The sequence below is a fragment of the Corynebacterium sp. KPL1824 genome (genome assembly GCF_000478095.1).
GTDB lineage: Bacteria > Actinomycetota > Actinomycetes > Mycobacteriales > Mycobacteriaceae > Corynebacterium > Corynebacterium accolens.
In genome coordinates this window covers 25,299-38,226 of record NZ_KI515750.1, presented here as the reverse complement: position 1 = coordinate 38,226, position 12,928 = coordinate 25,299, and the positions used below count along the sequence as shown (strand labels likewise).

The window sequence follows — 12,928 nt, the reverse complement described above, 5'->3', positions numbered from 1 at the left end:
GAAGATATGAAATTACCTGCGTGAGTCTACCCCACCTCAGTACTCTTCGTCGATTGCATCGACGTCTGGAAGCAGCGGCGCCAGATCCGGAAGGCGTTCCAGCGAGTCTATACCTAGCAGTTCGAGGAAAAGCTCGGTGGTTTCATATCGGTGCGACGCCCCCTCGAACTCGTCCTGCGGGAGCTCACGGATGAGCCCGCGCAGGTTAAGGGTGCGCATCACGCCGTCCACGTTGACCCCGCGGACCGCAGAGACCTGCTGGCGCGTGACCGGTTGGCGATAGGCCACGACGGCGAGGGTTTCCAAGGCCGCGCGCGAGAGCTTCGTTTGCGCCCCATCCAATAAAAACTCCTCCACCGCGCTGGCGTTTTCCTGGCGGGTATAAAACCGCCAACCTTCTGGCGTTTCGCGCAGCTCAATTCCAGAGCCGCGGCTATCGAATTCACGTTGGATGGCCCGCAAGCAGTCACTAATGACCGCAGGTTCTACGCTAAGCGCCCGCGCCAAGGACTCTACGGATGCCGGCGAATCGAGCACCAGCAAGATCGATTCAAGCCGGGATCGCAATTGCGAAATGAGCGGAAGATCCATGCCCCTTAGATTACAACCACCGACGGCGGTGCTAGCACTAGTCCCAATTTGCTGCGGCAACGACCGCAGGATCTACGTCCAAGCCGGTCCAGGAAAGGTCCAGCTGGCCCAACGCCTCCTCCTGCTGGGCATCAACCGCCTTGGCCTTAAACAGTTCCAAGAGCGCCAAGAACCTGCCGACGATATGCATGGTTGTGGTGCAATCCCGGGTAAGCGAGGAAAAACTTGTCCACTGCCCTGCGCCCATGAGTTTGAGCGTTTCGAGGATCTTTCCAGCCTGCTCGGGCACGGAGACGGCGACGCCATGAATATGGCCCGTTGCCACTTCTTCCGGCGGCTTGGGGCGAAAGACGCCCGCCGCCATTTCCGCAAAGCTCGCTGGAGTATGCCCCAACGTCACGGGAGGTAGAAGCTCCGCAAATTGCTCCTCGATGCTCACGGCGCGCGGGTAACTGCGCTGTGCCTCCCGTTGCCAACGGGCAAATTGATCCGCCGCCTGTTTATAGGCCTTGTACTGCAAAAGGCGGGCAAAGAGCAGGTCGCGCGATTCCAGCAGCTCCAGGTCCTCTAGGTCATCGACTTCGCCCCGCGGCAATAGCCGTGCGGCCTTTAAGTCCAACAGCGTTGCCGCCACGACCAAGAAATCAGTCGTCTCATCCAAATCCGCGTTCTCGCCCAATTGGCGGGTGTAGCCAACGAATTCATCCGTCACCTCAGACAAGGCCACATCCGTGATATCCATCTTTTTGGCCTGGATGAGCTGCAAAAGCAGATCAAATGGGCCCTCGAAATTCCGCAGCGCAATGCGGAAGCCCGTAATCTCTGGCTGCGTCACGGTAGTTTAAACGGTCGAGCGTTCGATGACTTCCTTCGCCAGATCGCGGTATTGCTGCGCGGCCTGCGAATTGGGCGCCCACGAGGTGATGGGCTCGCCGGCCACGGAGGTTTCTGGGAAGCGCACGGTACGGGTAATGACGGTATCGAATACTTGATCCCCAAAGTATTCCACCACGCGGGACATCACCTCACGGGCATGCTTGGTGCGCCGATCAAACATGGTGACCAGAATGCCCATTACTTCCAGATCGAAGTTGATGCGGTCAGAGACCTTTTCCACCGTGTCCGTGAGCAAGGCAAGCCCGCGCAGCGAGAAGAACTCGCATTCCATCGGGATGATGACGCCCTGGGAACAAGCTAGGGCGTTGACCGTAAGCAGACCCAAAGAAGGCTGGCAATCAATGATGATGAAGTCATAGTCGCGGCGCACCGGACGCAGGGCGCGGGCCAAGGTGTGCTCGCGGCCTACTTCATTGACCATCTGAATCTCTGCTGCGGAAAGGTCAATATTGGCCGGAACGAGGTCCATGCCGGACACGCTGGTGTGGTGAATGGCGGAGTGGATAGAGGTATGGCTATCCAGCATCACGTCATAAATCGAGTCCTCGATGTCATCATGGTTTAATCCCAGCCCAGCCGAAAGAGCACCCTGCGGGTCCAAGTCAACCAAGAGGACCTTGCGCCCATACTCTGCGAGGCAGGCCCCCATATTGATGGTGGACGTGGTCTTGCCCACGCCGCCCTTCTGGTTACACATCGAGATGATGGTGGCGGGCCCATGTTTTTCCAAGGGGGCGGGTTCCGGCAGCTCGCGGACAGGGCGGCCAGTTAGCCCCGTCTCTACATCAGAGGTTGAAAAGAGACCCTCTTCGCTCACAGTCAAACCTTCTTCCTTGACGCCAAGTCATGGACCATGACATTTGGCATAGGGTTGCTTACAACGTTGTAACTATAGCGTACCCGCTCCCCTTTATGACTACCGAGACTTTGCAAATATCAAGCCTCTAACTTTGACTTAAACGCTGAAAGCTACGCCCGCGGATGCGCTGTCCGCCACACCTCCCGCAAGGAATCAGCAGTCACGTGCGTATAGATCTGCGTGGTAGTCACGGAGGAATGCCCTAAAAGCTCCTGCACGGTGCGCACATCGGCACCGCCTTCGAGAAGGTGCGTGGCAAAGGAATGACGCAGCGTGTGCGGGGAAATGGACTTATCCAACTGGCTGCGCTGCGCGGCGGTCTTAATGATGGACCACGCGCTTTGCCGCGATAGCGCGCCACCGCGGGTATTCAAAAACAGCGCAGCCGTTTTGCCCTTTCCCAGCACGGGACGGGCGCGCACCAGATAGGCATCGATGGCCTGGCGAGCATGCGAGCCAAGGGGTACGAGCCGCTCCTTATCACCTTTGCCGTGCAGGACTAGGACGTCATCGCCAGTAGCTACGTCATCGACGTTGAGCGAAATTACCTCAGAAATGCGCGCCCCAGTGCCATAGAGTACTTCCAATAGCGCCCTATCGCGAAGGTCGACCGGCGTTTCCGTCGGCGTCGCTTCGATAAGCTGCGTCACCTCATCAACGCTCAAGGTCTCTGGCAGGTGTTGCCCCGTGGAAGGCGGGCTCACCTCGGCGGCAACATCGCTATCGACTTCACCTTCCGCAACGGCGAATTTGTGCAACCCGCGCGCCACGATGAGGGCACGGTTGGCAGAAGACACCGCCATCTTTTCGCGCAGGTCCTTCAAATAGGCCTCCACCATCGGCCGGGTTACCTGCCGCAGGTCCTGGACCCCATTGTCCGCCAGCCAATCCACGTACCGGCGAATATCCCGCCGGTAGTTGCTCAGGGTATTAGCTGACACCCCGCGTTCGACGGCGAGGTGATTCAACCAAGTCTGAGCGACATCCTCCGCAGCAGTCACTGCTTTTTCAGGTCCGGTCCGCTGCGGCGGGCAGCCATATGGGTCGGGCGCAAATCGAACGGCGCATCCACCGAACGCGTCGGCTTCCCACCAATCACCGTGGCATATGCGGCTAAAATACCCGCGCATGCGACGGAATTAACTATCTCACCGGCCAGCACCTTATTTACTGCCCTGTCTAAATCCACCCAGGCAAAATCCATATCGGCTTCTTCATCGCCGGTATCGTGCAGCGCTGGGACCTCACTAAGGTCGCGGGCAAGGAAAATCCGCACGGCTTCCTCACAAAACCCCGGTGAAGTCACCATATCCGTGAGAGTTTCCCAGTCCTTCGCGGCAAGGCCCGCTTCCTCCTGCAGCTCGCGCTGCGCGCCGGAAAGCTCATCCTCGCCCTTTACATCTAACAGTCCTGCAGGCAGCTCCCAGAGCCGCTTGCCGACGCTATGCCGGTACTGATGCACCATCGCGATGCGCCGATCCGCATCTAGGGCCACCACCGCGACGGCGCCCAGGTGCTCAATGATCTCCCTATCCGCGGTGTTTCCTCCCGGCATGGACAACGTATCGCGGCGTACGGCGACGATCGGGGCATCAAAAATTAACTCTGAATCCAAGACTCGAAAATCGTGGGCCACTATTCTTTCTCCTCTTCAGGTAGGGCGGAATCCGCGCTTTCTGCAGAACCGTAGTCTCCCCTGCCCCCATTGAGCTGTTCCTCGGCGGCGGAAATGACGGCGATGCGCTCTACCGCACGTTCAATGCCATCTACGGTAGAAAGATCCAGGTCTTTGGTGCGCAGCTGCTCTATTGTCTTTTCATCTTGGGTCTGTTTGGCCCGCGCACTCAGTACCACGCTGCCATTGACCTCGTCCAAGGCGGTGGCGAACTTTGCCAAGGTATCCGAATAATATCCGCGCACCCCGCTGCCGGAGACGATGATGATGGACTGGGCCGGAAGGATGGTCCCGTCCTCATAATCAATAAATTCCTTATCGCGCAGGGCACGCAGCAGCTCGGATCGCTCCTTCACGCTTGCGAGCGGCTCCGTGCTTTCTGGGTCCATGGATAAGGCCGCGCCCAAAGCCTCGCCGCCATAGCTTCCCACGGTTTTATCGAGTCCCTTAAGATCTGCCTTTTTCGGGGCCTTATCTTTAAGGATCGATACGATATCGTCTTTGCTTTCCCCGCGCAGGAAGTCTTTGCTCAGCTTGATTTCTCCTGCCTTGGTGGCCCCGGAGGCTTCTAAGAGCTTCGTGATATCAGACAGGTCCCTGCTATTTGCATCATCGGTGGAAATGACCAGCACTGGCCGCTGCGATAACGTCCCAGATACCAAGTCCGGTGCCACGTTCTTGACTATGTCATCGCTCGCCTCATTTTGGTTCTGCAAGATCTTGTTTTCTTGCACCACCTTGCGGTGTTCTGCACGGATCGGGTCATCGTCGGCCACGCTGGTGGTCAGATTGGGCGCGATCACCAAGGCTCCGAGGGCTACACCGACCGCCGCGCCGAGTCCAAGGCCCGTAATTAGTTGCGTTTTCGCCATACTGCTACCCCCGCTCAGAATAGGCTCGACCACGTTTGGCTTAAATTACTCAAGAAATCCTGGCTCCCGCCAAAGCCCACGATCAAGATGATCGCTGCAATCGCGACCAAGATGCTGAGGAGGGCCCATAGCCAGCCAAGGTGTGAAGATGGAACGGAATACAGGTTGATCACAGCCTCCGCATCAACCGCCTTGGTTCCAGCCTTCAGCCGAGACAAGACGGCAGACGGTGCCACCCGGTTGGCAAAAATATCATCGAGGTCAAAGCCGCCGCCTGCCTGCACGATGAGGCCCGCACCGTGGTAATCCGCAAAGAGCAGCGCTAAATCCGTGGCCGATTCCGATGCCGCCGGGAACGTCATGGCCCCAATACCCAGCTCTTGTATGCGGTCAAGGCCCTCCACGCTGCCTTCTGGATCCGCGGGTACGACGATGCGCGCGCCGCAGCGCAGCGCCTCATCGCTTACCTTGGACGGATCCCCAATAACGAAGTCAGGCTTATATCCCTGCTCCAGCAAGGAATCCGCGGCTTTCTCAACCGCAACGAGCAGCGGCTCATATTCCCGGATGAAATTCCGCAATTCCTTAAGCAGGCCTCGGTGGTCCTCGGTAGGAGATAAAACGATGACCTTCCTGCCAGCTATCTCGGCACCGGATGCGGGGACACCGAGGCCATCGATAAGCAGCGGGCCTTCAGAGTTAATGAAGTCAATGGAGCTTGCGAAATAGGACTCCATGTGGTCAATGAGTGCGCTTTGTGCCGCCTTGAAGTTCTTGTCTGCGCGCTCCCGGGAAATCTTCTGCCCCGTCCCGATTACTTTATCGCCAACGTAGACCTTTCCATCCTCGCCGATACGCGCCTTCTTGCCGTCCTTAAACTCCGAGATAAATCCCTCGCCGAGGCCCTCGAGGAGGTCAATATCGGCATCGAGAAGCATGTGCGGGCCGCAATTAGGAATGGAGCCAGTAGAAAACCTAGCAACATTGACCACCGCGGAGGGCTGCAAGTCCACAAGCGTTTGCGCCTCGGGCCGAGAAATATTCGCCGCATCGATAACGGCGATATCACCTGCAGAAAACTTCTTAAGACCTTTCGCACCCGGCGTGCAATCGCGCAATGCGGCAGACTCACCGGGGTGCTCAGGGGTACGGGAAAACAGAGCCATGCGCCCCATTCTTCCTTGCTTAGTCCGCCAGCTGGGTAAGGCGCGCGGAAGCTTCCTTTTGTGCGCGGTCAAAAAGCTCTTGGGCGTGCGCGCGCCCAGTGTCTGTGTCATCCAAACCGGCCAGCATGCGCGCCAATTCCTCAACGCGCTCCTGCTCCGATAACTCGGCTACCCCAGAGGTAAACTTATCCTTCGAAACATGCAAATGCGCATCCGCATACGCGGCTACCTGCGGCAGGTGGGTGACAACGATAACCTGGTTATGCGCAGCCAGCCGCGCTAGACGACGCCCAATTTCCACCGCCGCACGCCCGCCCACGCCGGCATCGACCTCATCGAAAACCAAGGTCGCACCATCTTCGCTGGCGAGCACAACCTCAAGGGCAAGCATGACGCGAGACAGCTCACCACCGGAGGCCGCGGTGGCCAACGGCTTCCCATTGAGTTGCAACTCCGCGGCATCGGCACCCGTCTTCGAATACTTGGCTGTGGAAAGCTCAACCGACAAAGTGGAATTGGGCATGGCCAATCCATGCAACTCCTCAGTCACCAGCTTGCCCAGCGCTTCCGCAGCTTTCTGGCGGCTCTTCGTAAGCTCCGCCGCCTTCTGCTTCATCTCCTGTTCGGCCTCTTTGACCTGTGCCTTAAGCTCCTCGAGGACCTCCGTCGAGGTATCCATCGACTGCAATTTGGCCTCCGCCTCATCGCGCCACGCCAATACGCCATCGATATCGCTAGCGTATTTCCGGGTCAATGCTCGGAGATCCTGCTGGCGCTGCAGCGATTTTTCCAACAGATTCGGATCCGCCGGTAGCCCCGCGAGGTATCCACCGAGCTCGGCCGAGATATCGCCTAGCTGCGAGGTGAGCTCAGAGATGCGCTCGCCCAAATCCGCCAACTGTTTATCCGAGGATCCCACCAGCGCCGAGCCCGCGCGCCCGAGCAGCGAAGAAGCAGCCTCATCAAGCTCTTCCGTTCCATCTATCGCTGCCAAGGCAGTGTGCGCGGATTCGCGCAGGCCGTCGACGTCTTGCAGGCGCTGCACCAACTGCACCAGCTCCGCGTCTTCGCCTGGCTCGGGTGCCACACCGTTGATTTCCTCTAAGGCATATTGCAGGCGGTCCGCTTCCTGGGCAAGCTCCCTACGGGACTCGGTGCGCCGGCGATAGTCCTTGGCCAAGCTGCGCCACTTTTTGAAGGCCTCCGCATAGTCTTCCCGGATGCCAGCCAGTTGCGGATCCGCACGGTCTACCGCCGCGAGCTGCTCTTCTGGAGCCAAGAGGCGCAATTGATCGTTCTGTCCATGCACGGTAATTATCTCCCGCGCGAAATCTCCCAACGTGGCGGCCGGTACGGCGCGGCCGCCCAAATAGGCCCGCGATCGCCCCGCTGCTGAAACGGTCCGCGAGACAATAAATTCACCATTTTCATCTGGCTCGCCGCCCACCGAGTCCACCAGCTGGCTAATGCTCTCTTTCGCGGAACTAAAGTGGCCTTCCACGGCCGCTTTTTTGGCGCCATCGCGCACCCGAGAGGCATCGGCACGCCCGCCTGCCAACAGTCGAAGCCCCGTGACCACCATGGTTTTGCCCGCACCGGTTTCACCGGTCAATACGGTCAAGCCCTCCGACAATTCCGCAGAGCTATGGCGAATGACTCCTAAATCATTAATAGAAATATCGACAAGCACTATTTCTCCTTCGGTCCGCGCCAGCCTTCCACGGGCAACCGCAGCTTAGAGACCAATCGATCCGTAAAGGGCTGATCATCTAACCGCACCCAGCGTACGGGGCGCTTACCGCGCACCACCTCGACGCGGGCACCCGGCGGCATAATAAGTTCCCTGCACCCATCCAAGATAACCACGGCCGGTGTGGTTTGCATGGTTGATTCCACTGCCACCAGTGAATTCGGGGAAACCACTAATGGTTTGGTAAAGAGCGCATGGGCATTATTCGGCACGACCAAGATTGCATCCAGGGATGGCCACAGCACTGGGCCTCCAGCTGAAAACGCATACGCCGTAGAACCCGTTGGGGTAGAAATCAGTACGCCATCACAACCGAACGACGAAACGGGGCGCCGGTCGATCTCCAAAATCGCATCCAGCACGCCCGACCTGTTCTGGTTTTCAACCGAGGCCTCATTCAAAGCCCAACTGCTAGCCAGTTGGTGACCGTTGGCATCCGAAATAGAGACATCCACCGTCAACCTGTCCTCTACCCGGTAGCTTTTCTCAATCACGCGAGCGACGGCACGGTCTAATGACTCCACTTCCCATTCCGCGAGGAAGCCTACGTGGCCCAGATTCACTCCGAGGACCGGGATATCTACCGCCCGCGCCATATCGGCGGCGCGCAGGAAGGTGCCATCACCGCCTAAAACAAGGACCAGTTCGCATCCCGCCGCAGCAGCATCAGAATGCGACACATGTTGGAGTCCCGGCAAGACGGTTTCGTCCGCGCACACGCGCACCGTTATCCCCGCTTCCTGCAATAATTCGGCTGCACGGGAGGTAGCCTGCAGGTTCTCTGCACGATTGGCATGCGGAACCAACAATATCTCTCGCATTATTGCGGACCTTCTTCAACGGCAGTATCAATCATCTGTTTCATTGTAGCTGCGTCCGTTGACATACCGTCCTTTTTCAGCCAAAGGAAATATTCCACGTTTCCACTCGGGCCAGGCAATGGTGAAGCCACAACACCGTGCAGGCTAAGGCCTAAAGACACGGCAAACTCGGCGACATCCTGTGTAACCTCTTTCCGCATCTCGGGAGAGCGGACCACCCCGCCGCTGCCAATGCGATCCTTGCCCACCTCAAACTGCGGCTTAACCATCGGCAGCAGCCACGCTCCGTCCTTCATACACTCCACAATTGCTGGCAGTACCAGCTTTAAGGAAATGAAGGATAAATCCCCGACCATGCCATCACACAGGCCATTGGTCATTTCTGGATTAATAGTGCGGATATTGGTCCTATCCAAGACGGTTACGCGGTCGTCATTTTGCAGCCGCCACAGTAATTGCCCATACCCAACGTCAACAGAAAGCACTTCCCTCGCACCAGAGGCCAGGCACACATCCGTAAAACCTCCCGTCGATGCCCCTGCATCTAAGATGCGACCGTCCATGTCGACGTCGAATGCGGCAAGCGCGCCCAAGAGCTTATGTGCGCCGCGGGACGCCCACTTGTCTTCCTCGGACTCCTCGACCTTGATGGAGACTTCAGGATCCACAACTGTTGCAGGCTTTTCTGCTTTAAACCCGCCGACCGTCACACGGCCAGACTTGATCATCTCGCGGGCTTGCTCACGAGATCGCGCAATCTTTCGGCGCACAAGTTCTGCATCCAGCCTGCGGCGTTGTGGTGGCATTAGTTCTCCTGCAAAGCATTCCGCAATACGGAATGCGCCCTGTCCAGTTGATCGACTTCTTCTGCAAGTGATGGCGCATCTTCGCCAAGAATTGTCGAAATCTCCGAATCTACTGCTTCAGGCTCTTTCACGGCCCGAAAATCGTGTGGCTTTACCGCCATTTCGACACAACCTTTTCCGCAAATTCGCTACGCGGCTGAATATACCGAGGTGGTGCCGGCATTGACCACGCCACTTCCAATACGGTCCGCAATGCTTGCACCGAAGTAGAGGACTCATTTCCGCCCTGCAAAAGAACGTCATACCCATCGCACCGCGCGGTAAAGTCTCCTTGCGGCCCCGGTCGCACCTGCGAAATAGGCAATGAAAGCTCGTGCATGCCCGCACCAATAAAGTTGGGCCGCGCCTCCACGGGGGCCTCGATAAGCTCAAGCTCGCCCGAGACACCGGTCAATACATGGAAAGTATTCATCGCTGCGGTGTTACCCCCAACGATATCCGTATCTAGCCTGTCGCCCACCGCCAATGGCTTTTTCGACCCGACCTTTTTGGCTGCGAGAAAGAACATCGCTGGTTCAGGTTTGCCGGCAGAAACGGGCTCTACTCCCGTCGCCTTCTGGACAGCAGCAACGAGGGAACCATTGCCAACGCCTAGTCCTCGCTCGATTGGAAGGGACGTATCCAAGTTCGACGCAAAATATTTCGCGCCTGCCCGGATAGCCAGAGCCCCCTCCGTTAACTGTTCCCAACCAACGGACTTATCAAAACCTTGCAGGACGGCGGCTGGTTTATCATCGGCACTCGAGACCACGGAAAAACCCATGTCTTTAGCCAAATCGCGGAAAGAATCCGCGCCAATAATTAGTACCTTGGCACCCGAAGGAATTTCCTCAGCAGCCAATTGCAATACCGCTTGGGCGGAGGTGACGATGTCACCTGAATCAGCCGTCAAGCCGATATCCGTTAGCATCGTCGCAACGGCTTCAGGGCTGCGCGACGCATTATTTGTTACATATACTGCGGGAACACCGCACGTATTAATAACGTCTACGACGTTGCTGAGCGGACGACCGCCTTCCCAGACGGTTCCATCCAAGTCCAACAATAAGGCATCATGTTTACTTAAAACACTCATTACTTACATTCCGCCAATCGGTCAGCGGCATCGGTCCAATCACCCTCATCAATGGCGATGGTGTGCTCGAACCACTCTCGGGCTTCGTCCTTGCGCCCTGCGGCAAGCAGAGCATTTGCATAGGCATACGACAACCTACAAGCACTTACTCCACGATCGCTGCGGTCCGGTTGTGCCCGCTGAATTGTAATCACCGCTGATTCAGGTTGATCGAGGTCAAGGCGAGCACCCGCCAGCACGATCGCTAATTCAATGGCGGATTCTTTGTCTAGTTCCTTCGCCTCTTCGCTGCGCCCCAGCTCCAATGCCTTTTCCGGCCGACCCAACCCACGTTCACAATCGGCCATAACCGCGAGCATCCCCGGGCCGCCAGAAATACGACGGGCAGCACGAAGCTCAGCGAGCGCCTCTTTCCACTCGCCGGCGCGGTATGCAGCGATACCGTTAACTTCCCGAGCGATAGCCACACGTCCTGCACGATCCTTAGCCGCACGCGCATGCCGCAGCGCCAGTTTAGGATCATCGTCCATCCAGGTTGCTGCCATGATCATGTGCTTAGCGACGGCCTCCGAGTTCTCTTTAGAGAGAGACTTCAGGTCTTGGAGCACCAATGGGTCCAAGTCATTGATATCGACCTCTTCAGGAATATCCGGATCGGTCATACGACGGTTGATTCGCTCTTCCCGATACCCAGAGCGCTGTGGAGAGAAAGACTTCTTCTTTCCCCCGCCGCGAGAATCGCGGTCCCCCGAGTTGCGTGGATTTCGACCCCGACGGTCTTGTCCGCGGCCATTACGGCCGTGCTGGTTGCGCTCCGACATTCAGTCCTACCCTTTCTTGGTTGGAACTCGCACAGAAATACCGCACCCATTCTACAGTGCTAAACGACATTCAAAGAATCTCGATATTTCTCTACCTTTGCCCTTGGTTTCGATGAACATGAACCCAGCTTCTGGGCGCAGTGGTGTGGTGGTGCTGGGTTGGTGCAGCCAGGCGATGGTGCCGGTGACCGGGTCCATGATGTAGTGGATTCGTCGGTCGGTTTTGATGTTGTGATGGTGTTGGCACAGGGGGACGAGGTTGCTAATTGGTGAATTAGTGTAAAATTTTTAGAGGGTAGCACCTGCGAACGTCGCGATATTTCGCACTATCTCCTTTTGTGTGAAGTTTGGGAGATTCCATAAAAGTACATTTCATTACTCTTTACCAGAGAAAAAATACTTTCCAGCGCTTCTTCCTGTAGGTCACTCCGCTGAAAATGCGCAATATTCGCGAACGCCATGAGCTGCGATTTGGGATCTACATCGCGCAATTGTTTGTCAAAGATTTTCGGCTTTTTGGCGAGTGGGTCGCAGGGCGCATCCACAGCCTCGCATGGTGGCAGACCAAATTTCGAGTGTTCGACAAGGACTCGATGCCACTAGAAAACACCCGTGCCTTCATTCCTAGGTCATCTGCGAGACGTCGCCAAGTACGTTGCTCATCACTAATATCGGCGTCACATACCATGATGAACTTGCCCAGCTGGCCCAATGAGAAACAATCAATGACCGACCAAAGTGCCAAGTCCTGGGAGAGCGTAAAACATAAGTCGTGGGCAGCAGGCCTGTATCTATTAGGTTTTTCGCACCCCAGTTCTTCCGCTTTTTGTCAAGCGACTGTATTACGTAATCTTCTCCATACCGAAATATTTCTTTAAGCATTCCTCCGACAATTTCTCGTTCATCATAGTCTTCGGAAAGTCGCATCAATCGTTTTTCATCTAAATAGCTAGTAGGCGAACGGACCTGACCCCCATGTGGTGGACACCTGATATCCAGCCCAGTCGAGCTGGGAAGAAAGGTAATCTACCACCATGTCCAGGTACTCCGAACAGTTCAAACGCGATGCCGTAGCCCTCTATGAGAACAACGAGGATCTCTCGCTGAACTCAGCATCAGCTGAGCTCGGTATCAACCGTGCCTCGCTACATTCTTGGGTCAAAAAGTACGGCACTGGCAAACGTGCCCGCACGAAGGCCGTGCACGATCAAGCCCAAGCGGCGAATGATTCTGCGCGAATCCGTCAGCTGGAAAAAGAAGTCTCTAAGCTGCGCGAAGAACGCGACATCCTGCGTAAGGCCGCGAAATATTTTGCCGAAGAGACTCACTGGTGATCCGCTTCCAGTTTGTCGATGACCACCGAACCGAGTACTCGGTTAAGCGGATGTGCGATGTGTTAAAGCTGAATCGTTCCTCGTTTTGAAGCGTCCTGGGTTTAGTTCCTACCTCAGCTAAGGAAGGATTGAACTATGCCTAGAAAGTATTCCGTCGAGTTCAAGGAGAAGGCGGTCCATCAGATCATCGAAATGGTCCGC

The 12,928-nt window shown here is 56.7% G+C and carries 14 protein-coding genes and 1 pseudogene; 1 reads left to right on the top strand and 14 read right to left on the bottom strand.

Annotated features, from left to right (window positions below; all coding sequences use genetic code 11):
• Nucleotides 1-36: 36 nt before the first annotated feature.
• From scpB to HMPREF1267_RS13595, 14 genes are all read right to left on the bottom strand, one after another.
• Nucleotides 37-591 (bottom strand): SMC-Scp complex subunit ScpB, encoded by a 555-nt coding sequence (gene scpB, locus HMPREF1267_RS06475; RefSeq protein ID WP_023017548.1) that lies wholly within the window; start codon nt 589-591, stop codon nt 37-39.
• 37 nt (nt 592-628) lie between these two features.
• Nucleotides 629-1,426 carry a ScpA family protein gene (locus tag HMPREF1267_RS06470; protein WP_023017549.1) on the bottom strand — a complete coding sequence of 266 codons (798 nt, stop codon included), beginning with the start codon at nt 1,424-1,426 and terminating at the stop codon, nt 629-631.
• A gap of 6 nt (nt 1,427-1,432) precedes the next feature.
• On the bottom strand, nt 1,433-2,305 hold the full coding sequence (locus HMPREF1267_RS06465; RefSeq protein WP_023017550.1) for a ParA family protein: 873 nt from the start codon (nt 2,303-2,305) through the stop codon (nt 1,433-1,435).
• A 152-nt stretch (nt 2,306-2,457) separates the two neighbouring features.
• Nucleotides 2,458-3,348 carry a site-specific tyrosine recombinase XerD gene (gene xerD, locus HMPREF1267_RS06460; RefSeq protein ID WP_023017551.1) on the bottom strand — a complete coding sequence of 297 codons (891 nt, stop codon included), beginning with the start codon at nt 3,346-3,348 and terminating at the stop codon, nt 2,458-2,460.
• Nucleotides 3,345-3,983, bottom strand: coding sequence for an NUDIX hydrolase (locus HMPREF1267_RS06455; protein ID WP_023017552.1), 639 nt, complete (start codon nt 3,981-3,983; stop codon nt 3,345-3,347). Before HMPREF1267_RS06455 ends, xerD begins: the two co-directional genes overlap by 4 nt.
• Nucleotides 3,983-4,894 carry a copper transporter gene (locus HMPREF1267_RS06450; protein WP_023028781.1) on the bottom strand — a complete coding sequence of 304 codons (912 nt, stop codon included), beginning with the start codon at nt 4,892-4,894 and terminating at the stop codon, nt 3,983-3,985. Before HMPREF1267_RS06450 ends, HMPREF1267_RS06455 begins: the two co-directional genes overlap by 1 nt.
• 14 nt (nt 4,895-4,908) lie before the next feature.
• Nucleotides 4,909-6,069 carry a putative cytokinetic ring protein SteA gene (gene steA / locus HMPREF1267_RS06445; protein ID WP_198011998.1) on the bottom strand — a complete coding sequence of 387 codons (1,161 nt, stop codon included), beginning with the start codon at nt 6,067-6,069 and terminating at the stop codon, nt 4,909-4,911.
• Nucleotides 6,070-6,079: 10 nt separating this feature from the next.
• Entirely contained in the window at nt 6,080-7,750 is a 1,671-nt protein-coding gene (gene recN / locus HMPREF1267_RS06440) for a DNA repair protein RecN (RefSeq protein WP_023028779.1), read from the bottom strand.
• Nucleotides 7,750-8,631: an NAD kinase gene (locus tag HMPREF1267_RS06435; protein WP_005279304.1), complete on the bottom strand. Its 882-nt coding sequence runs from the start codon at nt 8,629-8,631 to the stop codon at nt 7,750-7,752. The genes recN and HMPREF1267_RS06435 overlap by 1 nt, the downstream gene beginning before the upstream one ends.
• On the bottom strand, nt 8,631-9,437 hold the full coding sequence (locus tag HMPREF1267_RS06430) for a TlyA family RNA methyltransferase (protein WP_023017556.1): 807 nt from the start codon (nt 9,435-9,437) through the stop codon (nt 8,631-8,633). The genes HMPREF1267_RS06435 and HMPREF1267_RS06430 overlap by 1 nt, the downstream gene beginning before the upstream one ends.
• On the bottom strand, nt 9,437-9,568 hold the full coding sequence (locus tag HMPREF1267_RS13485; protein ID WP_255343698.1) for a hypothetical protein: 132 nt from the start codon (nt 9,566-9,568) through the stop codon (nt 9,437-9,439). The genes HMPREF1267_RS06430 and HMPREF1267_RS13485 overlap by 1 nt, the downstream gene beginning before the upstream one ends.
• 20 nt (nt 9,569-9,588) lie before the next feature.
• A complete protein-coding gene (locus HMPREF1267_RS06425; protein WP_023028778.1) occupies nt 9,589-10,572 on the bottom strand; it encodes an HAD-IIA family hydrolase in 984 nt (327 codons plus the stop codon).
• Nucleotides 10,572-11,393, bottom strand: coding sequence for a hypothetical protein (locus HMPREF1267_RS06420; protein ID WP_023028777.1), 822 nt, complete (start codon nt 11,391-11,393; stop codon nt 10,572-10,574). The genes HMPREF1267_RS06425 and HMPREF1267_RS06420 overlap by 1 nt, the downstream gene beginning before the upstream one ends.
• Nucleotides 11,394-11,871: 478 nt before the next feature.
• Nucleotides 11,872-12,105 (bottom strand): Abi family protein, encoded by a 234-nt coding sequence (locus tag HMPREF1267_RS13595; RefSeq protein ID WP_367317544.1) that lies wholly within the window; start codon nt 12,103-12,105, stop codon nt 11,872-11,874.
• A gap of 322 nt (nt 12,106-12,427) precedes the next feature.
• Between HMPREF1267_RS13595 and HMPREF1267_RS06410 the strand changes: the two are divergent.
• Nucleotides 12,428-12,813 (top strand): annotated as a pseudogene (locus tag HMPREF1267_RS06410) (transposase); the annotation flags it as partial.
• Nucleotides 12,814-12,928 lie beyond the last annotated feature (115 nt).

Bases quoted from the DNA above. Each gene is read 5' to 3' on its own strand.
- HMPREF1267_RS06430 (WP_023017556.1), bottom strand. From the start codon at position 9,437: ATGCCACCACAACGCCGCAGGCTGGATGCAGAACTTGTGCGCCGAAAG.
- HMPREF1267_RS06450 (WP_023028781.1), bottom strand. From the start codon at position 4,894: ATGGCGAAAACGCAACTAATTACGGGCCTTGGACTCGGCGCGGCGGTC.
- steA (WP_198011998.1), bottom strand. From the start codon at position 6,069: ATGGGGCGCATGGCTCTGTTTTCCCGTACCCCTGAGCACCCCGGTGAG.
- HMPREF1267_RS06425 (WP_023028778.1), bottom strand. From the start codon at position 10,572: ATGAGTGTTTTAAGTAAACATGATGCCTTATTGTTGGACTTGGATGGA.
- scpB (WP_023017548.1), bottom strand. From the start codon at position 591: ATGGATCTTCCGCTCATTTCGCAATTGCGATCCCGGCTTGAATCGATC.
- HMPREF1267_RS06435 (WP_005279304.1), bottom strand. From the start codon at position 8,631: ATGCGAGAGATATTGTTGGTTCCGCATGCCAATCGTGCAGAGAACCTG.
- HMPREF1267_RS06420 (WP_023028777.1), bottom strand. From the start codon at position 11,393: ATGTCGGAGCGCAACCAGCACGGCCGTAATGGCCGCGGACAAGACCGT.